A 23,998-nucleotide genomic window follows, 5' to 3' on the forward strand; every position below is an offset into this window, starting at 1 on the left:
TGGCCCGCACCGAGTTTGCGCAACGCAAAGTAGTCATTGATCCCAAATGGTTACTCTCCGGAGTGTGTGCACGGCATCACAGTTGGATGAGCGGCGGCTGGGCCCGGCGGGGCCCTTCCCGCAGGGAGCCCTCGGCGGGCTGCGGGGCGGGCCGCTGGAGCGGCAATGGCTGCACTACGCGTTCCTGTCCCGGTGCGGGAACCTCGCGGTGATCGCGAACCTGTCCTCGCTCGGGGCCGACCGCGCGGACGACTCCCCGCACCAGCGGGCCATCGTGCTGGTGCACGACCGGGACGGCGGTTGGGAGGCCAGCCAGTTCAACGCCCGTCGGCAGCAGGTGGCGTGGTCCTCGTTCCGGTTGCCCCGCGCCGACGGAGCGGACGGCGCCTTCATGGTGGCGGCTGTGGCCGGGTCACCGGCGGTCGACGTGAGGCTGCGCGGCACCGGTCGCGCGTGCACGTCCCAGTGCGCGCCGTTCGGCCAGGACGAGTTCCTGCGCTGGCAGTCCGAGCCGGGGATCCTCGCCTCCGGGACGGTGACGGTCCACGGGCGCCCCAGACAGGTGGCCCTGACCGGCTATCACGAACGGGTCAGAGGCCGGTGGAGCTGGCCGACGCTGGGCGGCTGGGTGTTCGGCTTCGTCAACGCCCCCCACGGACAGGCCGTCGACGGCATCCCGCCCGCTGCGGACGCCACGGCTCCGCCGCCCGCGGCCGTCGTCTTCACCCTCATCCAGCCCCGCTGCCCGGGCGACGCCGCCAACGGCTCGCTGATGCTGTGGCGCCAGGGCCGGCTGTGGCGGCACTTCCCGCGGCGCTGCCTGGACATGGCCGTGGACGGCGCGCTGGACCGGGACCAGGTGGTGCTCGTGCCCCCGTTGGCGGACCTGCTGGACACACCGGCGTCCTCGGTGGTGCCGGGGCGGCTGGTGATCAGCGCGCGGATGGGCCGGGACCATCTCCTGCTGGACTTCACCAGCCGGACGGCCGGGCGCATCGCCAACCCGTGCGAGCGCGGCCTGCGGCCGTTCAGCGTGCACGAGACGCTCGGCCCCTGCCGAGTGGAGGGCGTGGTCTCCGGCCGGCGGGTGGCGTTCGAGACACAGGGCATCGTCGAGTTCGCCGGAGGAGCCGATGAGCGCTGACACCACCGCCGGGCCCGGTACGGGCGCCGCGCTCCTGAGGGACACCGTGGCCGCGCTGTCGGAACGGGCCCCCGCCGTGGTGGCCGCGGCAGCCGATCAGATGCGGGGCATCCGGCTCGGACTGTCCTTCAACGACGGCACCACTGCGTCGCTGACAGCGCGCCACAGCCGCCTGGTGTTCGACGAGGGCCGCGACGGCGCCGCCGACGTCGAGGTGGTCTTCGACGACCGGGCCATGAACCTGCTCTTCGATCTCCAGTGCCGCCCCGTCGACCAGGTCCTGCCCACGAGCCTGGACGTACGGGGCGAAGGCAGCCAGGTGCTCGCGGTGTGGCGGGCGTTCGCCCTGCTGTCACAGCGGGCCTCGGGCCTGCGGCACGTGCAGCGACTGTGGGAGGACTACCGGCGCCGGTCTCCCGGCCTGTGGGGAACCGTCGTACACACTCCCGGGGAGCAGGGCGACGACGCAGGGGAGACGACGGGCTGGACGGCCCTGGACTACCTCAACCACCGTCGGCCCGCACCGGCTTCCGCCGCCGACGCGGCCATCGGCGGGCGACTGGTGATCCCGCCCCGGTCCCTGTGGAACGGCCGCACCAGCACCCCCTGGTGGGAGGAACTCCCGCTCACCGACGCGGACCTGGTCGACACCATGCGCGTCTGCCGGGACCGGGTGGCCGAGGAGATGCGGCACCTGATCCCCGACCGGGAACCGCGCCGGGATCTGTACGACCTCATGCGCGACTACCCCGCCCGCCAGGGCAAGGGCCTCAGGCCCACCCTCGCCGTCGCGGCCTGCGTCGCCTTCGGCGGGCGCGCCCAGGACGCCGTACGCAGCGCGGCCGCGCTCGAGCTGTTCCACAACGGCTTCCTCGTCCACGACGACATCGCCGACGAATCCACCCACCGGCGGGGCCTGCCCACCCTGCACACCGCGCACGGCGCCGGACTCGCCGTGAACGTGGGCGACGGGCTGAACCTGCTCGCCATCGACGCGGTGCTGTCGAACCTGACCGGACTCGGGCTGGCCCGCACCCTCGGCCTGATCCGCGAGACGCTCCACATGTGCCGGGAGAGCTTCGAGGGCCAGGCCATGGAACTGGGCTGGATCCGCCACCGGGAAGTGCCCACCGAGGACGAGGCGTACTTCACGATGAGCACCAAGAAGACCGGCTGGTACACGTGCATCAGCCCCTGCCGCATCGGCGCGGTCTGCGCCGGCGTCACCGACCCGGCCGTCCTGGACCGGTTCGACGAGGCGTTCCGGCTGATCGGCATCGCCTTCCAGATCCAGGACGACGTCCTCAACCTGACCGGCGACGAAGCCCTCTACGGCAAGGAAGCCCTCGGCGACCTGTGGGAGGGCAAACGGACCATCATGCTCATCCACCTCCTGCGCACCGCCACCCACCCCTGGGAACACGAACTGCTGCGTCAGATCGTCCTCAGACCCCGCGAGGAGCAGAAGGCCCAGGATGTCCGGGTCGTACTGGACCACATGCGCCGCCGGGGATCCATCGACTACGCCATCGCCCTCGCCGACGACCTCGCCGCCCGCGGCATCGACCACTTCGAGCGCGACCTCGACGCCGTCCCCGAGAACAAGGGCAAGGCCGTACTCCGCCAGATCGCCCACTACGTCACCTCAAGGCCACTGTGACCACCACGCCCTCACCGAGCCCGTCCGACGAGCAGGTACGCAAAGTCCTCACCACGGCGAACCTCTGGACCCGGGCCGCCCTGTGCACCCTCGCCCGCCACGGCGCCGCCCTGCGCCGCGACGACCCCGCCCGCGCCGGGGAGGTACTCGGCACCCTCGCACCGTGGCCGCCCTACAAGGGCGGGCAGTTCCTCTTCGACCTCATGGAGTGGGAAGACTTCATGCTCGACGGAGACCCGCCCCCGCTCCTGCCCCTCGAACAAGCCCTCACCACAGCCGGCCTGCCGCTGAAATGGCTTCGCGCGGCCACCGGCGGGCCGGCCGGCGAGTCCGGCGGCTCCACCCCACAGGAGCTGCCGGAGCTGGAGAGCAGCCGCTACCTCTACGCGGACGTCGTACTCGGCGCCTGGGAAACGTCCCGCCGACTGCGCCAGTCCGTCTCCGTCAGTCCGCCAGGAAAAGCCGGCACGTCTCGCCCGGCTGGACGCTGACCGCGCGGTCGGGCAGTTCGATGTCGATGGGCATCAGGTCGGACGGCGGCACGGCGATCTCCAGTTGTCCGTGCGTCAGCCGCAGCTTGATGCCCCAGTGGCCCTGGTAGCTGATGGAGAAGCCGTACGAGGACAGCTCGGGCAGCGGGACGGGGTCCAGCCACAGCGCTCCGGAGCGGGTCTCCAGGCCCGGCAGACCTCGCTGGACGAGGTCGAGGGTGCCGGCCATGGCGCCCAGGTGGATGCCCTCGCCGGTGGTGCCGCCCTGCAGGTCGGCGATGTCGCCGCGCAGGGCTTCCTGGCAGAACTTCCACGCGTCCGTGCGTCGGCAACGGGCCAGCACCCAGCCGTGGACCAGGCCGCTGAGGGTGGAGCCGTGACTGGTGCGGCCCAGGTAGTAGTCGACGGTCCGCCGCCAGGTCTCCTCGTCCAGCGGGTGGCCCAACCGGCCGAAGAGCCCCTGGAGTTCGGCCGGTGAGAAGAGATAGCCGAGCATGAGCACATCGGCCTGCTTCGACGCCTTGAAGCGATTGACCGTGTCCCCCTCCGCCTCCAGGATCCGGTCCAGGCGCCGGATGTCGTCGTACCGCTTGCGATAGTCGTCCCAGTCGAGTTCCGGCAGGTCGCCGTAGCCCTCGAACTGGCTGATGACTCCGTCGTGGAAGGGCACGTGAAGCGTCCGCGAGACCTCCTCCCAGCGGTCCGGTTCGCTGTCGTCCAGACCTGTGCGCTCGACGAGTTCACGGCGGCGTGGTTCGGGCAGCGTGCGCAGCACCTCCAGGGTGCGGGCGAGGACCCAGGCGGCCGTGACGTTGGTGTACGCGTTGTCGTCCAGGCCGGGCGTCTCGGCGCCGGGGTAGGCCTCGTGGTACTCGTCGGGGCCGATCACGCCCCGGATGCGGTGCCGTCCGAGGGTCTCGTCCCAGGTGGCCGAGTCGGCCCAGAAGCGCGCGATGTGCAGCAGCATCTCGGCGCCCTTGGTGTGCAGGAACTCGGCGTCCCCGCTCGCCTCGCAGTACTGCCACACGTTGTAGGCGATCGCCGATCCGACGTGGTGCTGAAGGTGGGTGTGGTCGGGCAGCCAGCGGCCCGAGCGCGGGTTGAGGTGCAGTTGCTGTGTCTCCTCGCGTCCGTCGCTGCCGCTCTGCCACGGATACAGCGCGCCCCGCCGGCCGATGGCCCGGGCCGCGACGCGGGCCCGGGCCAGGCGCCGGTGGCGGTAGCGGAGCAGGGCGCCGGACACCTCGGGGAAGTGCAGGTTCAGATACGGCAGCACGAACAACTCGTCCCAGAAGACGTGCCCGCGGTAGGCCTCGCCGTGCAGTCCCCGGGCCGAGACGCCCACGTCCAGGTCGGCGGTGTGCGGGGAGAGGGTCTGGAGCACGTGGAAGAGGTGCAGGCGCAGGATCTGGCCCGCTTCCCCGGGCACGTCGAGTTCCGCCCGGCGCCACAGCTGGTTCCAGGCGGTGCGGTGGGATGCCAAGAGGTCGTCGAAGCCCGGCGCCGCGCTCACCCGGTCCACGGTCGCCCGAAGGGGGTCACTGATCGCGGAGTCGCGTGAGGTGTGCAGGGCGATGGTCTTGTCGACGGTGACGGTGCGGCCGTCGACCAGGAACGGCACAACGCGCTGAACCGCGCGCGACGGTTCATGCGCGTCCGTCACCGGTGCCCGGGCCGTCAGCCGGGCGGCCATGCCGATACGGATGTCCGAGGTGCGGGTCCGGCAGCGCAGCCACACCGTGCCGGGCGTCGCCGTACCGGTGTGCACATGGGTCAGGTGGCGGCCGTCCAGGTCCCGGTAGCGCGGCACCCCGGCGTTGGTGACGCCGCCGTCGAGGGCGGCCTCGACCTCGAGATCGCCGGTGAAGCCCTCGGCGGTGAACTCGGTGCGCAGCGCCGCGAGATGGGGATCGGCCATGTGCACCAGTCGCTGTTGCCGCACCACCAGCGCCCGCCCCGCACCGAGGTCGTACCGGGTGCGGCGCTCCAGCACTCCCGAGTCCAGGTGGAGGGTCTGGCGGTGGTCCAGGACGGTCCCCGTGTCGGGGGTGAGCCACTCCCCGTCCGTGAGCCGGAAGCGCAGCGGGAGCCAGTTGGGGACGTTGACCAGGTCCTCGTTCTCGACCCGGCGTCCCGAGACCTCGGAGGTGAGCCGGTTGTAGCAGCCGGCGATGTATGTGCCCGGGTAGTGGACGTCGTCCGCCGCGCACTCGGACAGGGCCCCGCGGGTGGCGAAGTAACCGTTGCCCAGGGTGCACAGCGACTCCCTCAGCCGCTCGTCCCCAGGGCGGTAGCCCTCGTATTCCCAGGTCCCGTCGTGCTCCCGCGTCCGGTCCGTCACGAGGCTGTCTCCTCTGCGAAAAGGGCGGCGAGGCCCGGCGCTCTCCCATTCTCTCCTCGCCGGGCCCGCCGCGCTCCTCGGCGTGGGCGCGCTCAGACCCGCTGAGGCACGACGGCCACCGGGCACTGGGCATGGTGCAGCAGCGTGTGGGCCACCCTGCCGAGCTGGAGCCCGAAGTGGCCCTGCCGGCGCTGCGCCCCGACGATCACGAGGTCCGCCGCGGCCGACAGGTGCACCAGCACCTTGCGGGCGGGTCCCTCCGGCGTCGTACGGCGCACCCGGACGCCCGGGTGTTCGGCCACCGCGTCACGGAGCAGTTCATCGAGCTCGCCGCGGGTCCGCTCCTGGTAACGCCGGTCGGGTGCCTCGGCGAGCGCGGCCGTGTCGTCGGCCTCGTGTGCGGGGCAGCGCCAGGTCCGGACCACGTGGAGCGCGCACCCCCGGGCCTCGGCCTCATGGAAGGCGAACCGGACGGCTTCCCCGCTCGTCTCGGGGTCTCCGGCGCCGAGAAGGATCCGCTCGTGGGTACCGGCCAGTCCGGCCTTGTCGCCCCGCACGACGATCACCGGGCAGTGGGCGCGGGCCGCGACGGCCAGGCCCACGGAGCCGAGCAGCAGTCCCTTCAGCTCGCCGCGGCCTCGCGACCCGGTGATCAGGGCGGTGGCGTTGTTCCCCTCGTGCAGGAGCGAGTCCGCCGCTTCGGCCAGGAGGACGTCGGTGGACACCTTCACGTCGGGGTTGCGCCGCCCGGCACGCTCCGCGGCGGAGGCGACGATGTGGTCGGCCGGCACCTGCCCTGCCGGGCGGTCCGGGCCGATGGACGGTGCGCTGCCCTCGTACCGCTCCCAGAGGGAGGCATGGACCAGCCGCACCGGAAGACCGTGCAGGGCCGCTTCGTCCACCGCCCAGTCGACCGCCGGCAGGCTGCCGTCCGATCCGTCGACACCCACGATCAGGGGCAGTTCCATCGTCATCGTTCCCACCGCCTCGTCACCGGGCAGTCCGCACATCCACTCTCACGGTCGCACGTGTGGAGGCCGGACACGAGGGGCCGCCCGGCCCCTGTCGGCCCGCTCGGCCCCAGGGCCTGATGGCCGCGGCCGGGTCCGGGCGGCCCGTGGTGCCCCGCGGCGGTCCGGCACACCCTGTAATCAGCACCCCCCCCGCAGGACGGCGCAAGGGAGTCGGAGCGATGACGTCCACCACCAAACCGGCCGTGGCCCTCCCGGCCGCGCAGCGCGAACGGCTGATGCGCGTCGCCCGCGACGTGTCCTTCGACGCGGGTGAACGCCTGTTTGAGGAAGGTCGGCGTGCCGACCGGTTCTGGATCGTGCGGACGGGGACCGTCGTGCTGGACCTCCATGTCCCGGGCCGGCGGGCCGCGGTCGTCGAGTCCGTGGGGCAGGGCGAACCGGTCGGCTGGTCGTGGCACTTCCCGCCGTATGTGTGGCACCTGGGCGCGGAGGCGATGAGCCCGGTGCGGGCCTTCGAGTTCGAGGCGGAGGCCGTGCGGGCGATGTGCGCCCAGGACGCCGAGTTCGGCCGCGCGATCGCGGTCTGGCTCGGCCGTGTGATCGCCGACCGGCTGCAGGCGTCACGAGTCCGGTTGCTCGATCTGTACGCCCCCTACGGCAGCGGGAGCCCGGCATGAGCGATCACGGCCCTGCCGAACACCCCCATCGTCCGCCGCCCCCGACCATCCCGAGGAGAGCGACCATGCACGGCGGCCCGCACATCGTCGCGATGTCATGACGCACACCGTCGTGGCGATCGGCCGTGAGGCCCTGTTCAAGGAGATCGTCGAGGTCATGGGGCGTTCAAGGACATCGTCGAGGTCATGGGGCAGTGGAAGGTCAGCGCGGTACCCGTCTGGAGGGCGACGGCCGGTGCCCGCGCCCGGGTCGGTGGTCGGCCGCTCCTCCAGGTGCTGGAGCGGTCCTGGCCCTTCACCTCTCTCCCGTCTCCCCTTCTCTCTCCCTCGTCAGGCCGCCCGCAGGGGGACGATCTCCTCGTGCCCCTCCTCGCCCAGCACGACCTTGAGCGCACCCGTGTCCGCGGCCCGGCCGAAGACGTCGTACGCCTCCTCCATGTGGGCCTGCGGGAAGCTGTGCGTGATCAACTGCCCGGTGGGCAACCGGCCGGTGGCGGCCATCCGGAGCAGCGTGGGGGTGGAGTACGTGTCCACCAGGCCCGTGGTGATGGTGACGTTCTTGATCCACAGGTCTTCCAGGTGCAGGGTCGCGGGCTTCCCGTGCACACCGACGTTGGCCACGCGCCCGCCCGGCCGCACCATGCGCGTGCAGAGCTCGAACGTCTCCGGGACGCCCACGGCCTCGACGACCACATCGGCGCCCAGTCCGTCGGTGAGGTCCGAGACCAGCAGCTCGGGGCCTTCCCGGGCGTCCGCCACCGCGTCCGCGCCGAGCCGCTTGGCCGCCTCCAGCCGCGCGGCGGCCAGATCCACGGCGACGATCCGCTCCGGAGCGAACAACCGGGCGGTCGCGATGACCGCGAGCCCGACGGGGCCGGCTCCCACGACGGCGACCGTGTCCCCGGGCCGGACGCGCCCGTTGAGCACGCCCACCTCGTACCCGGTCGGGAAGATGTCGGCCAGCAGCACGGCGTCCTTGCTGTCCAGGGCGCTGGGCAGGGGGTGCACGGACAGGTCGGCGTACGGCACACGGACGTACTCGGCCTGGGTGCCGTCGATCAGGTGGCCCAGGATCCAGCCCCCGCCGCCCCGGCACTGGCCGTACACGCTCTCGCGGCAGTAGCGGCAGCGGCCGCAGGCGGAGATGCACGAGACCAGGACCCGGTCTCCCGGCGCTACGGTGCGCACGTCACCGCCGATGTCGACGATCTCACCGACCGCCTCGTGCCCCAGCACCGTGCCGGGGCGTACCTCGGGAACGTCGCCTTTGAGGATGTGCAGGTCAGTTCCGCAGATGGTGACGGCGTCCACCCGCACGATGACGTCGGTCGGCTCCTTGATGCCGGGGTCCGGGACGTCCTCCCAGGCGGACTGTCCGGGGCCGTGGAAGACGTAGCCCTTCATGGCACTCCCACCTTTCCGGTGCGGGCGCGACGCCGGTGTCGCACCGCGATTCCAGCTTGGCGCGGGCCGCGGGGAGGCGCTTGGGCCGGTCGGCCCTATCGCGGATCCGTCCTTCCGCGCTTTGCTCGGACCATGTCCGAGAACCCCGTCGGGTCCGCGCCGCCTCCCGCGGAGCGCACGGTCGGCGAGAGCACCGTCGTGACGCTGCGCGGCGAGATGGACGTGCGCACGGCACCGGGCCTGGCGGCGCGCCTCGACGCGCTGACCGCCGGCCCTCACCCCGACCTGGTGCTGGACCTGCGTCCGGTGGCCTTCATCGACTGCGCCGGGCTCGGGATCCTGTGCCGGGCGCGGAACCGTGCGCCGGCCCGGCACGGCCGGCTGCGCCTGGTCTCCGACAGCCCCGGCTTCCGGCGGGTGCTGCGGCACACGGGGCTGGCGGGCGCCTTCGAGGTGCTTCACCGCCTGCCTCCGGGAGGCGAACGTCCGGAGGCTTCGGGGCCGGACGCGCAGCCACGGCCGGACGCGCAGCCACGCGGGAGTCAGCTCGCCGGCTCGTGACCGATCCGCGCCGCCCACGCCTCGATCCGCTCGAAGTCGCGGAAGTCCCCGAGCCGAAGAACCACACGGGGCGTTCGGCCAGGGCCCTGCCATGACGCCGGACGAAGCGGCGGGCGTCCTTGTGCCGGCGGCCGGTGTACAGTCCGCCGCCGACCACGACAGCGTCGTACGACTCCGTGGACGCCACGGCCCGGGCGGGACGCGCCTCGGCCGTCAGTCCGTTCTTGCGCAGAACCTCCGCGACGGTCTCGGCGATCTCCGCCGTGGAGCCGTTCGTCGTTCCGTAGGCGACCAGCACGTTCTTCTCCGTGAGGGTCCGCCTCCTCTCACAGTTCGCGCGGCCGGTCCCCGGCCACACGCTCGGGGGCGACGGGCGGATTCATCGCGTCAGTCGTGCGGTACGACGGCGACCGGGGCGGAGGCGTGGTGCAACACCGCGTGTGTGACGGGACCGATGTGCGTCCCGAACGGCCCGCGGCGAACCCGCCGTCCCACGACGACCAGCGACGCCTGGCGAGAGGCCTCGATCAGGTGAGCCGCCGCGCCGCCCGAGCGGGACACCTCGACCACCTCGACGGACGGATACTTGTCCCTCCACAGCCGCAACGCGTCGGTGAGCGCGCCGGCGTGCGAGTGGACGACATGGTCGTACCGGTACACGTCGCCGGCTCCGCCGTAGACGAACCACAGCGGCAGATGCCAGCCGTGCACGGCCCGTAGGAAGGTCCCGCGCCGGGCGGCCGCGTCGAAGGCGAAGTCGATCACCGTCGCGTCGAGGTGGCCGGTGTCGACGCCGAGCACGACCGGCCGGTACCGCGTGGCGGCCGACGGAATGCCCGCCGCGTCCCTCTCGTGCTCGTCCGCCGCCTGCTCACCGGCCCGGATCAGGACCACGGGACGCCGGGCACGCGCCACCACGGCCAGGCCGACCGAACCCACCAGGAACCCGCCGATGCCGCCCAGACCCCGCGAGCCCAGGACGAGCAGTTCGGCGTCCTCGGCGGCTTCGCTCAGCACCGTGCCGGGGTGGCCGGTCACATGCTCGGAGGTCACCTCGACGCCGGGATGACGCAGACTGAGACCTTCGGCGGTTTCGCGGGGAATCTTCTCGCCCCAGTCCCGCTGGGTCTCGACACCCAGCTGTGGGGCCTGCTCGATGGGCTCCGGCGCCGGCTCCCACACGTGCAGGAGTTTCAACGGCAGCCGGCGCTGCGCCGCCTCACGGGCAGCCCATTCGGCGGCGGCACGGCTCTCGGGCGAGCCGTCCAGGCCCACGGTGATCGTGCGGGACATGGTCTGCACCTCCGGAATAGAAGCTCTCGATTCGAGCGTCGCCCCTGCCGGCCGTCGCGGTGGAGGGGTCACAGGTCCCCGGCCGGGACCGAAGGGCCCTACGGCACCGTCGGAACAGCGGGCGCGGCGGTACTCCGCCCCTGACTTGCCTTGGGCCGATCGGCCCTAGCGCGTCCGGCCACCGCGCGAAATGATCGTGGTCACGGGCGGTTCGCTCCGCCCTCCGGCCGATGAGGGGTCGAGATGACCGAGCCGCGCACGTTCACCGAGGAGCACCCGATCCGGGTCTTCCTGCTCGACGACCACGAGGTCGTGCGGCGCGGCCTGGCCGACCTGCTGGACGCCGAGCCCGGCATCTCGGTGGTCGGGGACGCCGAGAACGTCGAGCACGCGCTCGCCCGGGGCCCGGCGCTCCGCCCCGACGTCGCCGTCCTCGACGTACGCCTGCCGGACGGCGACGGCATCACCGTCTGCCGCGAACTGCGCAGCCGGATGCCCGGGCTGGCCTGTCTGATGCTGACCTCGTTCGACGACGAGGAGGCCCTGCTCGACGCGATCATGGCCGGGGCGTCCGGCTATGTGCTCAAGCAGATCAAGGGCTCCGACCTGGTCTCGGCGGTACGCACGGTCGCCTCCGGGCGGTCCATGCTGGACCCGGAGACCACGGCCCGGCTGATGCGCTCGCTGCGCGCCGACCCGTCCGAGGAACCGGCCGTCGCCCCCGAGCTGGCCGGCCTGTCGCCGCGCGAGCGGGAGATTCTCGCCCTGATCGGGGACGGGCTCACCAACCGCGAGATCGGCGGGAAGCTCTACCTCTCCGAGAAGACGGTCAAGAACCACATCTCCCGCCTCCTGGCCAAGCTCGGCGTCCAGCGACGGGTCCAGGCAGCGGTCCTCGCGTCACAGTGGGAACACCCGGGGACGAGCGAGCACCCGTCCCACTGAGCCGGGGCCGGGGTCGCGGTGGGCCGGGGGTGTTGATGAGCCGCGGTCGCGGTGGGCCGGGGAAGTCGACGAGCTGCGGTCGCGCTGAGGCGGGGGTGCCGATGAGTCGCGGTTGCGTTGGGCTGGGGTGTCGATGAGCCGGCTAGCGCAGGGCCGTCGTCCGCTCCGGGCCCTCGGCGGCGCGGGCCGCCCGCAGCCACTGCGTCGCCGTTCCGCGGTCGCGCTGGGCCGGGGCCGTCGGCCAGCCGTCGTCACGCTGAGCCTGGGGGCCGCCGACCACCTGTCGTCAGGCAGGGTCCGTCGGCCGGTCGTCGCCATGCTGAGCCGGGGCCGCCGACCAGCCGCGGTCACACTGAGCCCGAGCCCGCACAAACCGCCGTCCCACTGAGCCGGGGCCGCCGACCGGCCGCGGTCACACTGAGCCCGAGCCCGCACAAACCGCCGTCCCACTGAGCCGCGGCCGCCGACCAACCGCCGTCACCCTCGGGACGACCGCACCGGCACCCGCCACACCACCCGGGTGCCGCCTCCCTCGGGGCGCTCACCGAGTTGGAGTTCGCCGCCGAGAGCCAGCGCGCGCTCCTCCATGTTCCTCAGGCCACTGCGTGCGACACCCTCCGGTATTCCGCGGCCGTCATCGGTCACCGTGAGAGTCAACTCGCCCTTCGCGCAGCTCAGGTGCACGTCCACGGAACGGGCCCCGGCGTGCCGGGCCACATTGCTCAGCGCCTCGCCGAGCACCGCGAGCGTGTGATCGGCGACATCGCCCGGAACATCCGTGTCCACCAGCCCCTCGATCCGCACCGCGGGAGCGAAGCCCAGCGACGAGGCCGACGCCGTCACCGCGTCCGACACCCGGCCGCGCAGACCGCTGCCTTCCCTCGCCCCGCCGTGCGTCCGCAACCCGAAGATCGTGGACCGAATGATCTTGATGGTCTCGTCCAGGTCGTCCACGGTCCGCGACAACCTCTCAACGGCCTCCGGATGGTCGATGAAACGCTGGGTGCTCTGCAGCGTCATCCCCGCCGCGAACAGTCGCTGGATGGCGAGATCGTGCAGGTCGCGGGCGATGCGGTCACGGTCCCGCAGCAGTGTGATCTGCTCGGCGTCCCGGCGCCGCTCGGCCAGTTCCAGCGCCAGCGCCGCCTGCCCGGCGAACCCGAGCAGGGGGCGCGTATCGGCGTCCGTGAACGGCGTACGCCCCACCGCGCGCCCCAGCAGCAACACACCGCCGGCCTTGCCCCCGGCCTCCAGCGGAACACCGACCACGGGCCCGAGCCCGACCCACTGCGCCGCGTCCCCGCTGGTCCGCGCGTCCTCCTGGATGTCGGCGCTCACCGCGGGCTCCGCCGTGGTGAGGACGGCCGCCACGAAGCCGTCCGTGCCGGACATCACCAGACCGCTGCGCCGCCCGGCGTCCAGCCCGACGGCGAGCAACGGCCGCAGCGCGGTCTCCTCGGGCACCCGCTCGGCGATCATCCCGGCATCGGCGTCGGCGATCTGACGCGCCTGCTCCACGATCAGTTCGAGTACGTCCGTGCTCGGAGCGCCCGACAGCAGGGCCCGAGTGACCTCGGAACTCGCCCCCACCCAACGCTCGCGCAGCCGCGTCTCCTCGAACAGGCGGGCGTTCTCGATGGCCACACCCGCTGCCACCGCGAGGGTGGCGAGCACCGACTCGTCCTCGGCGTCGAACTCCTCCGCGCTGCGCTTCTCCGTGAGGTAGAGGTTGCCGAACACCTGGTCACGCACCCGTATGGGCACACCCAGGAAGGAGTGCATCGGAGGATGATGCGGCGGGAAGCCGTACGAGGCCGCGTGCTCCGAGATCTCCGTGAGCCGCAGCGGCTCGGGGTGCCGGATCAGCTCGCCCAGGATGCCGTGCCCGCTGGGCAGGCCCCCGATCCGGGCCCGCTGCTCGTCGCTGATACCGACGGTGTGGAACTCGGAGAGCATACGGTCGTCGCCGATGACGCCCAGGGCCCCGTACTCGGCGTCCACGAGCACCACGGCCGCCTCGACGATACGCCGGAGCACCTGGGCGAGATCCAGCTCCCGGCCGACCGACAGCACCGCCTCCAGCAGGCTGTGCACACGATCCTGGGTACCCCGCGCCGCGTCGATCCGCGCCTGGAGCTCGTCCAGCAGTTCGTCCAGCCGCAGCTTGGGCAGGTGCTGCTCGGATCGACCGGGCCGTTCCCCGCTCATCGTCGCCTCCGACCGGCTCACGCGGACGCACCCGGATCAGGCGCCTTTCTTCCCTCACGATAGTGCGTGGCGCCCTGGCGAGAGGGTGCCCCGGACGTGCCCTCACAGCTACGCGGCCGGATCTTGACGGACGACTTCAGTCCCCGGTGGCGCGCGCGTAGGTGAGGAAGGCCGCGCCGCTGTCGAGCACGGTGTGGCCGGTGAGCTCCCAGCCGCGCGGATCGAAGGCGGCCTTGTGGGAGAAGACCGGGATTCCGGCGCCGATGGTCAGCGGTGCCATCTTGAAGATGAGCTGGTCGATCTCGCCGTACAGGGCACCGGCCAGTTCCGCGCCGCCTATCAGCCAGATGTCCTTGCCGTCCTCCTGCTTCAACTGCCGCACCTTGTCCACAGGGTCGCCGGCGACCAGTTCGACGGCCGGGTCCGGGCTCTCGGTGAGGGTCCGGGAGAAGACCAGGTGGCGTAGGTGGGGGTAGGCATCGGTGATGCCGGCCTTGAGACCGATCTCGTAGCTGCGCCGTCCCTCGAGGACGGTGTCGAAGCGCGTGCCCGGCGCGGTGACGGACAGCGCCGCCCGGGCCTGGACGGGCAGGGTCTCCGGGTACTCCGTCACAAGGTGCTGGATGTAGTCCTCGGGGATCGGCCAGAAGCCGTCCGGGCCCGAGGGATCGGCGCCGTCCGGGCCGGCGATGAAACCGTCCAGCGTGGTGGCGATGTAGTACACGAGCTTTCGCATGCGGTGCTCTCTCTTCTGGGTCTGCACGAGGGGCCGAGGGATCAGGAGTGTTCCGCTGTGACCCATTCGACGAGCTGGACGATGACCCCGTTGGGGTCGGTGACCTGGAACAGGCGTTCTCCCCAGGGCTCTTCGCGCAGGGGCATCGTGATGTCGACGCCCTCGGAACGCAGCCGCTTCTCCTCGGCTTCGAGGCCGGTGACGGTGAAGGCGAGGATCAGCCCGCCGGCGTGCTGGTCGCGCTGCTCGGGCGGCAGGACGTCGATGCCCCGCCGGAGCAGGACGATGTCGACGGCGGCATCGTCACGGGTGAGGGAGACGAATCCTTCGGCCGCGGCCTGTTCCCGGTAGCCGAGGTGCTCGGTGAAGAAGCCGCGGGAGGCGGCGATGTCTTCGACCGTGAGGGAGACGGTGGAGGCGGTGATCCTCAAGAGGGGTTCCCTTTCCAGGCTGCGGGAGTCCGGGGGTGGGTACTGATCTTACGTCGGTAGTAACATTACTCCCATGCGATCAACGCTGTAAACGTATTTTTGCTACCGAGGTAAGATTTGTTCATGGAGACGAGGACGAGCACCGCCCCGCTGGGCCTGCGGGAGGCGAAGAAGCAGGAGACGCGACAGCTGATCTCCGACCACGCGACACGGCTCTTCATGGAGCAGGGCTTCGAGAACACGACCATCGCCGAGATCGCGGCGGCCTCCCGCGTCGCGAAGAAGACGGTGACCAACTACTTCGCGCGCAAAGAGGACTTGGCTCTGGATCACCAGGACGAGTTCAGCGCCGCGCTGGCGCGCGTCGTGACCTCACGCCGCCCCGGGGAGTCCGCCCTCGCGGCGCTGCGCCGTGCTTTCGAGGCCGCCGTCGCGGCGCGGGACCCGGTCGCCGGATTCGCCGGCCCGGACTTCTCCCGCATGATCACCGACAGCCCCACCCTGTCTGCGTGCCTGCGCAACCTGCACGACCAGCGCGAACAGGCGCTGGCCGAGGCCCTCGCCGAGACCGTCGGCGCACAGCAGGACGACATCACCGTCCGCACGGTCGCCGGCCTGCTCGGCGCCACGCACCGCGTCCTGTTCCAACGCATCCAGGACCTGACCCTGGCCGGGCACACCAACGACGAGATCGCCAGGACGATCGCGAAGGAAGCGGCACACGCCTTCGACCTTCTCGAACCGGCCCTCAACGACTACGCGATCGCCTGAGTGGTCCTTGTGAGCAGGCGCTGCCCGGCGAACGTGGTCAACCTCGAAGGGGCTTGACTCGGACACGGCGTAGGCGTCGGCGTGTACGTCGATGAGCATCTGCCGGAAGTCCTCGGGGGGATTCCATGCTGGAAGTGACGCAGGTCGGTCGCGCTCGTGAAGGCGAACGCAGCCCAGGGGATCAGTGGACGGTGAAGCCACCATCGACGGGGAGAGCCGTTCCGATGACGAAGCCGGCGCCGGGGCTGCACAGCCACAGGACGGCTGCTGCGACCTCGTCGGCTGTCCCCAGCCGGCCGATGGGCTGTTCCTTGATGATCTCGGCCATGGCCTCGGCCTGGTTTTCGACCATGTCGGCGACCATCGGGGTGTTGATGACGCCGGGGCACACGGCGTTGATGCGGATGCCGCGGGGCGCGTACTCGACCGCGGCGCTGCGGGTCAGGCCGATGACGCCGTGCTTGGAGGCGTGGTAGGCGGCGCGCTCGGGCAGCCCGACGAGCCCGCCCAGGGATGAGCAGTTGACGATGGCGCCGCTGCCCTGCTCGCGCATCTGCCGCAGCTCGTGCTTCATCGCCGCCCAGACGCCGCGCAGGTTGACGGAGTTGACCCGGTCGAAGTTCTCGGCCGTCTCGTCGGCCGCGTCGGTCGGCGGCACCTGGATGCCGGCGTTGTTGAACGCCATGTCCAGACGGCCGTACTCCGTCACCGCGGCCCGCACGGCCGCTTCCACTTGCTGTTCGTCGGTGACGTCGCAGACGACACCGATCGCCCGCCCGCCGCTGCCGGTGATCTCTTCGGCCGCCTTGTGGACGGCGTCGTGGTCGCGGTCGGCCAGGACCACGGCCGCGCCGGAGCCGGCGAAGGCGCGGGCGGCGGCCAGGCCCATGCCGGAGGCGGCGCCGGTGACCAGGGCCACCTGCCCGGAGAAGTCGTACGTGGGGTTCATGATGTTCTCCCGTCGAGTCAAACAGGGGGTCAGGGCTTCAGCAGGGTCTTGATGGCACGGCGCTCGTCCATCGCCTTGAATCCCTCAGCGACCTGATCGAGCGGGAGGGTGAGGTCGAAGACCTTGCCCGGGTCGATGTCGCGGTCCCAGATGAGCCGGATCAGCTCGGGCAGGAACCGGCGCACCGGGGCGGGACCGCCGTGCAGGTGCACCCCGGAGAAGAACAGTTCCTCGCCCGGAAGCTCCACCCCGTGCGCCACACCCACGTAGCCCACGTGCCCGCCGGGGCGGGTGGAGCGGATGGCCTGCATCATCGATTCCTGGGTGCCGACGGCCTCGATCACGCTGTGGGCGCCGTATCCGCCGGTGAGCTCCTTGATCCTGGCCACGCCCTCGTCACCGCGCTCGGTGACGATGTCGGTCGCGCCGAACTCGCGGGCGAGCTTCTGCCGCGACGCGTGCCGCGACATCGCGATGATCCGCTCCGCCCCCAGCTGCTTCGCGGCCAGAACGGCGAGCAGGCCCACGGCTCCGTCACCGACCACGGCCACGGTCTTGCCCGGCCCGGCCTCCGCGGCCACGGCGCCGAACCAGCCCGTTCCCAGCACATCGGAGGCGGCCAGCAGCGAGGGGATCAGGTCGTCGTCCGGCATCCCGGGGGTGGCGACGAGGGTGCCGTCGGCCAGCGGCACCCGCAGATACTCCGACTGCGCCCCGCCGGCTCCGACGAACTCGACATGCGCGCACCGTGACTGGTAGCCGGCCTCACAGATCTCACAGGTGTTGTCCGAGGCCATGAACGAACCGACGACGAAGTCGCCGACGCCGATGTTCCGCACCTCGTCGCCGATCTCGGTGACCACGCCGACGTACTCGTGACCGATGGGGGTCGGCTGCGTCACCTCGTTGATCCCGCGGTAGTCCCACAGGTCCGAACCGCACACGCAGGTCGCCGACACGCGGATGATCGCATCCGTCGGCGCGACGATCGTGGGGTTCTCGCGCTCTTCCACCCGGACATCGCCCGGGGCATGAATGACAGCTCCACGCACTTGCAGCATTCCTTTTCACACAGATTTCTGGGGTGCCCGGCCACCGTCCCTCGCCTCGCGGATGCCTGCCAGGCACTCTCAGGGACCCCCACTTCGGGAACGGGCGGTCCTAGCCTTGAAGCCATGGAGTTTCAGCAGGAGATCCGGGACTTCCTCATGAGCCGCCGGGCGAGAATCACTCCCGAGCAGGCGGGCCTGCCCCATGTCGGGGGTGACCGGCGCGTCACAGGGCTGCGGCGCGAGGAAGTCGCGATGCTCGCCGGCCTCAGCGTCGAGTACTACACCCGCATCGAGCGCGGCCGGCTCGGTGGCGCGTCCGAGAGCGTCCTCGACTCGATCGCCCGTGCGCTGCAACTCGACGACGACGAGCGCGCCCACCTGTACGACCTGGCACGCAGCGTCGCGCCCGGCTCACGCCGCAAGCGCCCCAAGCGCGCCTCACCCATCACCGCGTCGGTGCAGCAGGTCCTCGACTCCATGAGCGTGCCCGCCGTCGTACAGAACGGCCGCCTCGATCTCCTCGCGGCCAACGACCTGGGCCGCGCTTTCTACGCCGACCTCTTCGGCATGGCCCAGCAGCCACCGAACATCGCCAGGTACGTGTTTCTCGACCCCCGAGCCGAGGCCTTCTACGCCGATATCAACGAGGCGAAGAACCAGGTGGTCGCGATACTCCGCGCGACCGCCGGACGCGACCCACTGGACAAGCAGGTGACCGAACTCATCGGCGAGCTCTCCACCCGCAGCACCGATTTCACCACCCGCTGGGCCAAGCACAACGTGCGCCGCCACTCGCGCGGACGCAAGACCGTGAACCACCCGGCCGTCGGACAAATGGATCTCGCCTACGACGACTTCGCACTGCCCGGTGACCCCCACGTCTCGATCACCACCTACACCGCGGATCCCGGTACGCCCAGCGCTGACGCTCTTACCCTGCTGGCGACCTGGGCCGATACGCAGAAGCAGCCGCAGACCATCAGCGACGACGTACGCCGCCTTCGCCCCCGTCGCCCTTAGAGGTTCGACCTGCTGAGCTAGGACACCGGGGCCCAGACGGATCAGGACTCATGACAAGGGCGGAGCCCAAGAGCCCCGCCCGATCAACCCGCCCTCACAGAAACCCCAGCACAGAAACCCCAGCTCAGGGCCACACAAGGCAATACGGCTGATGCCCCGCCTCATGCAGCCGATGCGAGAAGTCCTGCCACTCGTGCAGCAGTTGGTACACGTTGAACGCGTCCCGCGGCCCGCCCCGGTCCGGCACCGTCGACCAGATGAACGCCGCCGCGCCCACCGCCTCCTCGCCGATGCCCCGGAGGGGGTCGACGACGGTCATGGGGAGCTTCACCACCGCGTAGTCGGGGTGCAGGACGACCAGTTCCAGGGGCGGGACCTTGTGCAGGGGGATGCCCTCGATGCCCGTCAGGACCATCGCCGCCATGGTCTCCGGCTTGATCTTGGTGAACATGCCGTTCATGCCGAGTTCGTCGCCGCCGAGTTCCTCGGGGCGCATCGAGATCGGGACACGGGCCGCCGTCGCACCGTCGGGCGCGCCGAAGTATTTGTACGTCACCCCCACCCGGCCACCATTCCTGCTCCCCGCACGAAGATCGTCCACCCGGTGTTCAGCCTGAAATTCATCCACGCGACGCTCACCCCGACGTTCAGCCCGAAGATCGTCCAGCCGATGTTCAGTACGTCCGTCGGACCGCTCCGGTTCACTCTGCGGACTCTGCGTCTGACGAGTTTCCTGAGTGTCCTCCGCCTCGCGCCGGTGCCTGCCCCGCCTGGCACGTCGAGGACCCAGGTCATCGGTCCCCTCGCCCAGTCCGCCACCGCGATGCATATCTCCACCCGACTGCTTTTTCTAGGACGCGTCGCCCCCGCCGCGCAACCCGATCATCGTGTCAGTGACCTCCCCCGCGGCCGCCCGCCGAAACGTGCGCCGAAACATCTGTCCGCAGGATCTTCGCAGCCTCTGACCACCCTGGGCCGTTTGATCTGTGTGTATCAGGTCCAGTCTCGCAGACGGCCGGGAATCGCGGGCCTGATGAAGGCTCGCTCACCCGGGTCCCGTCAATGGCCCCGGCCCGTCCGCCCCGCAACCGCCCCTGGCCTACCCTGAACAGGTCACTGGCACCCGGAGCCCGACAACGTCGGAGAAGGTCGGAGAAGTCGCAGGTCATGAGCGAACTGGCATATCCGTATGAAGCACCGGCCTCGCAGGCTCTGTTCGACCGTGCGGCGGCCGTCACGCCCGGCGGTGTGAACTCACCGGTCCGGGCCTTCCGCGCCGTCGGCGGCACGCCGCGGTTCATGGTGTCCGGCACCGGCCCGTATCTGACGGACGCCGACGGACGCGAGTACGTGGATCTCGTGTGCTCCTGGGGGCCCATGATCCTCGGGCACTCGCACCCCGAGGTCATCGCCGCCGTCCAGGACGCCGTCGCCCGCGGTACGTCCTTCGGCACGCCCGGTGAGGGCGAGGTCGCGCTCGCCGAGGAGATGGTCGCCCGCGTCGCACCGCTGGAGCAGGTCCGGCTCGTGTCCAGCGGCACCGAGGCGACCATGTCGGCGATCCGGCTCGCGCGCGGGTTCACACAGCGCACCAAGGTGATCAAGTTCGCCGGGTGCTACCACGGCCACGTCGACTCGCTGCTCGCCGCGGCCGGCAGCGGCGTCGCCACCTTCGCGCTGCCCGACACCCCGGGCGTCACCGGCGCCCAGGCCGGCGACACCGTCGTCCTGCCCTACAACGACCTCGACGCCGTACGCGAGGCCTTCCGGGCGCACCCCGGCGAGATCGCCTGTGTGATCACCGAGGCCTCCCCGGGCAACATGGGCGTCGTGCCCCCCGCGGACGGCTTCAACCAGGGGCTCAAGGACATCTGCGCCGAGAACGGCGCCCTCTACGTCTCCGACGAGGTCATGACCGGCTTCCGGACCAGCCGCGCCGGGTGGTTCGGGGTCGACGGCGTCGTCCCCGACCTGATGACCTTCGGCAAGGTCATGGGCGGCGGCTTCCCCGCCGCGGCCTTCGGCGGGCGCGCGGACGTCATGGCCCACCTCGCTCCGGCCGGACCCGTCTACCAGGCCGGCACGCTGTCCGGGAACCCCGTCGCCACCGCGGCCGGCCTCGCCCAGCTGCGGCTGCTCGACGACGCCGCCTACGCCAAGGTCGACGCCGTCTCGAAGCAGATCCAGGGCCTCGTCACCGACGCCCTGACCAAGGAGGGCGTCGCGCACAGGCTGCAGAACGCCTCCAACATGTTCTCCGTGTTCTTCACCGACCGCCCGGTCAGGAACTACGAGGACGCCAAGGCGCAGGAGTCCTTCCGCTTCACCGCCTTCTTCCACTCGCTGCTCGCCGACGGCGTCTACCTGCCGCCGTCGTCGTTCGAGTCCTGGTTCGTCTCCACCGCGCACGACGAGCGTGCCGTGCAGCGGATCGCCGACGCCCTCCCGGCAGCGGCCCGCGCGGCCGCGGAGGCGACGGCATGAGCGACCAGAACGACATGAGCCGGGAGACCGACGAGACCGACGGCGACATCACCGTCGTCCACGTCATGCGCCACGGCGAGGTCGCCAACCCGGACGGCATCCTCTACGGCCGTCTCCCCGGCTACCACCTCTCCGAGCTGGGCCGGCGCATGGCGGACCGGGTCGCCGAGCATCTCGCGGACCGCGATGTCACCCATGTCGTCGCCTCCCCGCTGGAGCGGGCGCAGGAGACGGCCGAGCCGATCGCCAAGGCGCACGGCCTCGACCTCGCCACCGACGAGCGGCTCATCGAGGCCGACAACATCTTCCAGGGGAAGACGTTCGGCGTCGGCGACGGGGCGCTGCGCAGGCCCGGCAACTGGAAGCACCTGGTCAACCCGCTCCGGCCGTCCTGGGGCGAGCCGTACGTCGACCAGGTCGTCCGCATGATGAGCGCGCTGAGCACGGCGAAGGACCGGGCCCGGGGGCACGAGGCGGTCGTGGTCAGCCATCAGCTGCCGATCTGGATCGTGCGGTCGTACGTCGAGCGGCGGCGGCTGTGGCACGACCCGCGCAAGCGGCAGTGCACGCTCGCCTCGCTGACGACCTTCACCTTCCGGGGCGACCGGATCGTCTCCGTCGGCTACACCGAGCCGGCCCGCGATCTCGTTCCGGCGCATCTTCTCGCCGGTGCCAAGCCGGTGAAGGGGAAGGACAAGGCGTTCGGCGCGTAAGCCCTTTCTGTTCGCTTCTGACTCTCCTGTTACGGAATCTGCAAGTTTCTGAGGAACCTCCCCGTTCATCACGTCCTCTGACTGGGTGACCAGCAGAGAACGTTGATGAACGGGGATGCCATGCGCCCTTACTCCCGCAGGGGAATGCTCGGAATCGGCGCGGGTGCCGCGGCCGCCGTCTCGCTCGCCGGATGCGGCGGCCTCACGGGGTCAGATGGGTCGAGTCACGCCGACGGTTCCGGAGATTCCGCTCAAGGCGGCTCCAAGCCCAAGCCCACCGCCCGCCCCATCGGCGACGGCTCCACCGCCTACACCGGCAAGCAGCCCCACCAGCCCGGCAAGCCCGAGCCGCTGGAGCCGGGCCAGACCCCGCCGCAGTTCGTCGTGTTCTCCTGGGACGGCGCCGGCGAGGTCGGCAACGGCCTCTTCCCGCGCTTCCTGGACCTCGCCAAGGAGCACGAGGCGAGCATGACCTTCTTCCTGTCCGGGCTGTATCTGCTGCCCGAGTCGAAGAAGCGCCTCTACGACCCGCCGAACAACCCGCGCGGCGCCTCCGACATCGGCTACCTCACCGACGCGCACGTCAAGGACACGCTGAAGAACGTCCGCCGGGCCTGGCTGGAGGGCCACGAGATCGGCACCCACTTCAACGGGCACTTCTGCGGCGAGGCCCACGGCTCGGTCAAGAACTGGACGCCCCAGCAGTGGCGCAGCGAGATAGACCAGGCGAAGTCCTTCGTCAAGGAGTGGCGCACCAACACCGGCTGGACCGACCTGCCGTCGCTGCCCTTCGACTACGACAAGGAGCTCGTCGGCGGCCGTACGCCCTGTCTGCTCGGCCAGGACAACCTGCTGCCCACCGCCCGCGAGCTCGGCTGGCGCTACGACGCCTCCTCGCCCGGCGGCCGCCAGGTGTGGCCCGTGAAGCGGCAGGGGATCTGGGACCTGCCCTTGCAGCAGATACCTTTCCCCGGCCGGGGCTTCGAGGTCCTCTCGATGGACTACAACATGCTGGCAAATCAGTCCATAAGCACCACAAAGGCGCCCGCGCACAACTACCCGGGCTGGCGGGAGCAGTCGGCCCAGGCGTACATCCAGGGCTTCCAGAGGGCCTACGAGTCCAATCGCGCGCCCCTCTTCATCGGCAACCACTTCGAGCAGTGGAACGGCGGCATCTACATGGACGCCGTGGAGGAGGCCTTCAAGCACATCGCGCGCGAGAGGGACAAGGGCGCGGATGTGCGCCTCGTCTCCTTCCGGCAGTTCACCGACTGGCTGGACGTCCAGAAGCCCGAGGTGCTCGCCAAGCTCCGTACGCTCGAGGTCGGGCAGCAACCGGCCGGTGGCTGGAAGGGGTTCGTCGAGAAGACCCCGCAGGGGACCGGGGCGCCCTCGCGAAACGCTGCCTGAAATGCGGTTTTCCGCCCGCAAGGGGGGTGGGCGAGAGCCACGGAACGGGCATGCGAAACTTTTCACATGAGTGCCGCCAGCCGCGCCCCCCTGGGCTCGAACAGCTCGCCCCGCACGACCCGGAACCCCCGCTCACCCCGGGTCCGTCGCCGCGCCGCCCTGACCGCCGGTGCCGCCGCGGCCGCACTGCTCGTCTCCGCGTGCGGCTCGGGAGGCACCTCCGGCGGGGGCGGCAACACCAACTTCGTCACGGGCTCCGACGGCACCGCCACGGTCGCCAAGGGTGAGCGCACCCCGGCCCCCGACCTGTCCGGCAAGACCATCGCCGGCAAGACGCTCGACGTCGCCGACTTCAAGGGCAAGGTCGTCGTCCTCAACGTGTGGGGCTCCTGGTGCAACCCCTGCCGCGCCGAGGCCAAGTACTTCGCGAAGGTGTCCAAGGCGTACGCCGGCAAGGGCGTGCAGTTCGTCGGCATCAACACCCGTGACACCTCCACCGGCGCCGCGCTCGCCTTCGAGAAGGACTGGGGCATCACCTACCCCAGCCTCTACGACCCGACCGGCAAGCTGCTGCTGCGCTTCGAGAAGGGCACGCTCAACCCGCAGGCGATCCCTTCCACCCTCGTCCTCGACCAGGACGGGAAGATCGCGGCCCGCTCGCTGTCCGCGCTCAGCGAGGAACGCCTGCTGAAGATGCTCAAGCCCGTCGTCGCGGAGAAGTGACGTGAGCGCAG

General features: G+C 70.9%; 24 protein-coding genes and 1 pseudogene. 12 read left to right on the forward strand and 13 right to left on the reverse strand.

Annotated elements, in window-relative coordinates:
• Positions 1-64: 64 nt before the first annotated feature.
• Genes ACFT32_RS14655 through ACFT32_RS14665 form a run of 3 tightly spaced genes read left to right on the forward strand, consistent with a single transcriptional unit; the run spans position 65 to position 3,295 of the window.
• Positions 65-1,144, forward strand: a complete 1,080-nt coding sequence (locus ACFT32_RS14655; protein WP_382489015.1) for a hypothetical protein — start codon at positions 65-67, stop codon at positions 1,142-1,144.
• On the forward strand, positions 1,134-2,804 hold the full coding sequence (locus ACFT32_RS14660) for a polyprenyl synthetase family protein (RefSeq protein WP_382489017.1): 1,671 nt from the start codon (positions 1,134-1,136) through the stop codon (positions 2,802-2,804). Before ACFT32_RS14655 ends, ACFT32_RS14660 begins: the two co-directional genes overlap by 11 nt.
• Positions 2,801-3,295, forward strand: coding sequence for a hypothetical protein (locus ACFT32_RS14665; protein ID WP_382489019.1), 495 nt, complete (start codon positions 2,801-2,803; stop codon positions 3,293-3,295). The genes ACFT32_RS14660 and ACFT32_RS14665 overlap by 4 nt, the downstream gene beginning before the upstream one ends.
• On the opposite strand, the gene ACFT32_RS14670 is transcribed toward ACFT32_RS14665, so the two are convergent.
• Together ACFT32_RS14670 and ACFT32_RS14675 are read right to left on the reverse strand one after the other, a co-directional pair.
• Positions 3,249-5,636 carry a glycoside hydrolase family 65 protein gene (locus ACFT32_RS14670; protein WP_382489020.1) on the reverse strand — a complete coding sequence of 796 codons (2,388 nt, stop codon included), beginning with the start codon at positions 5,634-5,636 and terminating at the stop codon, positions 3,249-3,251. The two genes, ACFT32_RS14665 and ACFT32_RS14670, sit on opposite strands and share 47 nt — an antisense overlap.
• A gap of 92 nt (positions 5,637-5,728) precedes the next feature.
• Positions 5,729-6,604 (reverse strand): universal stress protein, encoded by an 876-nt coding sequence (locus tag ACFT32_RS14675; protein WP_382490654.1) that lies wholly within the window; start codon positions 6,602-6,604, stop codon positions 5,729-5,731.
• A gap of 224 nt (positions 6,605-6,828) precedes the next feature.
• On the opposite strand from ACFT32_RS14675, the gene ACFT32_RS14680 reads away from it, so the two are divergent.
• Positions 6,829-7,287 carry a Crp/Fnr family transcriptional regulator gene (locus ACFT32_RS14680; protein WP_382489021.1) on the forward strand — a complete coding sequence of 153 codons (459 nt, stop codon included), beginning with the start codon at positions 6,829-6,831 and terminating at the stop codon, positions 7,285-7,287.
• Between the two features lie 330 nt (positions 7,288-7,617).
• Here the strand turns inward: ACFT32_RS14680 and ACFT32_RS14685 are convergent, their stop codons facing one another.
• A complete protein-coding gene (locus ACFT32_RS14685; protein ID WP_382489022.1) occupies positions 7,618-8,691 on the reverse strand; it encodes a zinc-dependent alcohol dehydrogenase family protein in 1,074 nt (357 codons plus the stop codon).
• A 132-nt stretch (positions 8,692-8,823) separates the two neighbouring features.
• On the opposite strand from ACFT32_RS14685, the gene ACFT32_RS14690 reads away from it, so the two are divergent.
• Positions 8,824-9,252 carry an STAS domain-containing protein gene (locus tag ACFT32_RS14690; protein ID WP_382489023.1) on the forward strand — a complete coding sequence of 143 codons (429 nt, stop codon included), beginning with the start codon at positions 8,824-8,826 and terminating at the stop codon, positions 9,250-9,252.
• A gap of 37 nt (positions 9,253-9,289) precedes the next feature.
• On the opposite strand, the pseudogene ACFT32_RS14695 reads toward ACFT32_RS14690, so the two are convergent.
• A pseudogene (locus ACFT32_RS14695) lies at positions 9,290-9,610 on the reverse strand (flavodoxin domain-containing protein); the annotation flags it as partial.
• Positions 9,611-9,639: 29 nt separating this feature from the next.
• A complete protein-coding gene (locus ACFT32_RS14700) occupies positions 9,640-10,545 on the reverse strand; it encodes a universal stress protein (RefSeq protein WP_382489025.1) in 906 nt (301 codons plus the stop codon).
• Positions 10,546-10,788: 243 nt separating this feature from the next.
• Between ACFT32_RS14700 and ACFT32_RS14705 the strand changes: the two genes are divergently transcribed.
• Complete coding sequence (locus tag ACFT32_RS14705; RefSeq protein WP_382489026.1) at positions 10,789-11,490, forward strand: response regulator; 702 nt, start codon at positions 10,789-10,791, stop codon at positions 11,488-11,490.
• Between the two features lie 142 nt (positions 11,491-11,632).
• Here ACFT32_RS14705 and ACFT32_RS14710 read toward each other — a convergent pair whose 3' ends face one another.
• From ACFT32_RS14710 to ACFT32_RS14725, 4 genes are all read right to left on the reverse strand, one after another.
• Positions 11,633-11,770 carry a hypothetical protein gene (locus tag ACFT32_RS14710; protein WP_382489028.1) on the reverse strand — a complete coding sequence of 46 codons (138 nt, stop codon included), beginning with the start codon at positions 11,768-11,770 and terminating at the stop codon, positions 11,633-11,635.
• A gap of 197 nt (positions 11,771-11,967) precedes the next feature.
• Positions 11,968-13,698, reverse strand: coding sequence for a GAF domain-containing protein (locus ACFT32_RS14715; RefSeq protein WP_382490657.1), 1,731 nt, complete (start codon positions 13,696-13,698; stop codon positions 11,968-11,970).
• A 136-nt stretch (positions 13,699-13,834) separates the two neighbouring features.
• Positions 13,835-14,434 (reverse strand): dihydrofolate reductase family protein, encoded by a 600-nt coding sequence (locus tag ACFT32_RS14720; RefSeq protein WP_382489029.1) that lies wholly within the window; start codon positions 14,432-14,434, stop codon positions 13,835-13,837.
• A gap of 41 nt (positions 14,435-14,475) precedes the next feature.
• On the reverse strand, positions 14,476-14,865 hold the full coding sequence (locus ACFT32_RS14725; protein WP_382489030.1) for a VOC family protein: 390 nt from the start codon (positions 14,863-14,865) through the stop codon (positions 14,476-14,478).
• 123 nt (positions 14,866-14,988) lie between these two features.
• Here ACFT32_RS14725 and ACFT32_RS14730 point away from each other — a divergent pair, with 123 nt between their 5' ends.
• Positions 14,989-15,636, forward strand: a complete 648-nt coding sequence (locus ACFT32_RS14730) for a TetR/AcrR family transcriptional regulator (protein WP_382489032.1) — start codon at positions 14,989-14,991, stop codon at positions 15,634-15,636.
• Between the two features lie 181 nt (positions 15,637-15,817).
• On the opposite strand, the gene ACFT32_RS14735 is transcribed toward ACFT32_RS14730, so the two are convergent.
• Both ACFT32_RS14735 and ACFT32_RS14740 read right to left on the reverse strand, forming a co-directional pair.
• Complete coding sequence (locus ACFT32_RS14735; RefSeq protein ID WP_382489033.1) at positions 15,818-16,585, reverse strand: glucose 1-dehydrogenase; 768 nt, start codon at positions 16,583-16,585, stop codon at positions 15,818-15,820.
• Between the two features lie 29 nt (positions 16,586-16,614).
• The gene (locus ACFT32_RS14740) at positions 16,615-17,637 is read right to left on the reverse strand and encodes a zinc-dependent alcohol dehydrogenase family protein (RefSeq protein ID WP_382489034.1); all 1,023 of its coding nucleotides are present in this window, start codon (positions 17,635-17,637) and stop codon (positions 16,615-16,617) included.
• Between the two features lie 123 nt (positions 17,638-17,760).
• Here ACFT32_RS14740 and ACFT32_RS14745 point away from each other — a divergent pair, with 123 nt between their 5' ends.
• Positions 17,761-18,657: a helix-turn-helix transcriptional regulator gene (locus ACFT32_RS14745; protein ID WP_382489036.1), complete on the forward strand. Its 897-nt coding sequence runs from the start codon at positions 17,761-17,763 to the stop codon at positions 18,655-18,657.
• A 124-nt stretch (positions 18,658-18,781) separates the two neighbouring features.
• Here the strand turns inward: ACFT32_RS14745 and ACFT32_RS14750 are convergent, their stop codons facing one another.
• Positions 18,782-19,219, reverse strand: coding sequence for a hypothetical protein (locus tag ACFT32_RS14750; RefSeq protein WP_149512092.1), 438 nt, complete (start codon positions 19,217-19,219; stop codon positions 18,782-18,784).
• Positions 19,210-19,362, reverse strand: coding sequence for a hypothetical protein (locus ACFT32_RS14755; RefSeq protein ID WP_382489038.1), 153 nt, complete (start codon positions 19,360-19,362; stop codon positions 19,210-19,212). Before ACFT32_RS14755 ends, ACFT32_RS14750 begins: the two co-directional genes overlap by 10 nt.
• Positions 19,363-19,824: 462 nt before the next feature.
• On the opposite strand from ACFT32_RS14755, the gene hemL reads away from it, so the two are divergent.
• The 4 genes from hemL (at position 19,825) to ACFT32_RS14775 (ending at position 23,987) form a co-directional block, all read left to right on the forward strand.
• The gene (gene hemL / locus ACFT32_RS14760; RefSeq protein ID WP_382489040.1) at positions 19,825-21,141 is read left to right on the forward strand and encodes a glutamate-1-semialdehyde 2,1-aminomutase; all 1,317 of its coding nucleotides are present in this window, start codon (positions 19,825-19,827) and stop codon (positions 21,139-21,141) included.
• A gap of 14 nt (positions 21,142-21,155) precedes the next feature.
• Positions 21,156-21,854 carry a histidine phosphatase family protein gene (locus ACFT32_RS14765; RefSeq protein WP_382490660.1) on the forward strand — a complete coding sequence of 233 codons (699 nt, stop codon included), beginning with the start codon at positions 21,156-21,158 and terminating at the stop codon, positions 21,852-21,854.
• Between the two features lie 120 nt (positions 21,855-21,974).
• Positions 21,975-23,264, forward strand: a complete 1,290-nt coding sequence (locus ACFT32_RS14770; RefSeq protein ID WP_382489042.1) for a hypothetical protein — start codon at positions 21,975-21,977, stop codon at positions 23,262-23,264.
• A gap of 66 nt (positions 23,265-23,330) precedes the next feature.
• Positions 23,331-23,987 (forward strand): TlpA family protein disulfide reductase, encoded by a 657-nt coding sequence (locus tag ACFT32_RS14775; RefSeq protein ID WP_382489044.1) that lies wholly within the window; start codon positions 23,331-23,333, stop codon positions 23,985-23,987.
• Positions 23,988-23,998: the final 11 nt, after the last annotated feature.

The sequence above is a fragment of the Streptomyces sp. NPDC057002 genome, from assembly GCF_042673825.1.
Classification (GTDB): Bacteria; Actinomycetota; Actinomycetes; order Streptomycetales; family Streptomycetaceae; genus Streptomyces.

What these genes read in the sequence shown, in the direction of transcription:
- ACFT32_RS14660 (WP_382489017.1), top strand. Translation starts at nt 1,134, where the DNA reads ATGAGCGCTGACACCACCGCCGGGCCCGGTACGGGCGCCGCGCTCCTG.
- ACFT32_RS14675 (WP_382490654.1), bottom strand. Translation starts at nt 6,604, where the DNA reads ATGGAACTGCCCCTGATCGTGGGTGTCGACGGATCGGACGGCAGCCTG.
- ACFT32_RS14680 (WP_382489021.1), top strand. Translation starts at nt 6,829, where the DNA reads ATGACGTCCACCACCAAACCGGCCGTGGCCCTCCCGGCCGCGCAGCGC.
- ACFT32_RS14685 (WP_382489022.1), bottom strand. Translation starts at nt 8,691, where the DNA reads ATGAAGGGCTACGTCTTCCACGGCCCCGGACAGTCCGCCTGGGAGGAC.
- ACFT32_RS14690 (WP_382489023.1), top strand. Translation starts at nt 8,824, where the DNA reads ATGTCCGAGAACCCCGTCGGGTCCGCGCCGCCTCCCGCGGAGCGCACG.
- ACFT32_RS14700 (WP_382489025.1), bottom strand. Translation starts at nt 10,545, where the DNA reads ATGTCCCGCACGATCACCGTGGGCCTGGACGGCTCGCCCGAGAGCCGT.
- ACFT32_RS14705 (WP_382489026.1), top strand. Translation starts at nt 10,789, where the DNA reads ATGACCGAGCCGCGCACGTTCACCGAGGAGCACCCGATCCGGGTCTTC.
- ACFT32_RS14715 (WP_382490657.1), bottom strand. Translation starts at nt 13,698, where the DNA reads ATGAGCGGGGAACGGCCCGGTCGATCCGAGCAGCACCTGCCCAAGCTG.
- ACFT32_RS14720 (WP_382489029.1), bottom strand. Translation starts at nt 14,434, where the DNA reads ATGCGAAAGCTCGTGTACTACATCGCCACCACGCTGGACGGTTTCATC.
- ACFT32_RS14730 (WP_382489032.1), top strand. Translation starts at nt 14,989, where the DNA reads ATGGAGACGAGGACGAGCACCGCCCCGCTGGGCCTGCGGGAGGCGAAG.
- ACFT32_RS14735 (WP_382489033.1), bottom strand. Translation starts at nt 16,585, where the DNA reads ATGAACCCCACGTACGACTTCTCCGGGCAGGTGGCCCTGGTCACCGGC.
- ACFT32_RS14745 (WP_382489036.1), top strand. Translation starts at nt 17,761, where the DNA reads ATGGAGTTTCAGCAGGAGATCCGGGACTTCCTCATGAGCCGCCGGGCG.
- hemL (WP_382489040.1), top strand. Translation starts at nt 19,825, where the DNA reads ATGAGCGAACTGGCATATCCGTATGAAGCACCGGCCTCGCAGGCTCTG.
- ACFT32_RS14765 (WP_382490660.1), top strand. Translation starts at nt 21,156, where the DNA reads ATGAGCCGGGAGACCGACGAGACCGACGGCGACATCACCGTCGTCCAC.
- ACFT32_RS14770 (WP_382489042.1), top strand. Translation starts at nt 21,975, where the DNA reads ATGCGCCCTTACTCCCGCAGGGGAATGCTCGGAATCGGCGCGGGTGCC.
- ACFT32_RS14775 (WP_382489044.1), top strand. Translation starts at nt 23,331, where the DNA reads ATGAGTGCCGCCAGCCGCGCCCCCCTGGGCTCGAACAGCTCGCCCCGC.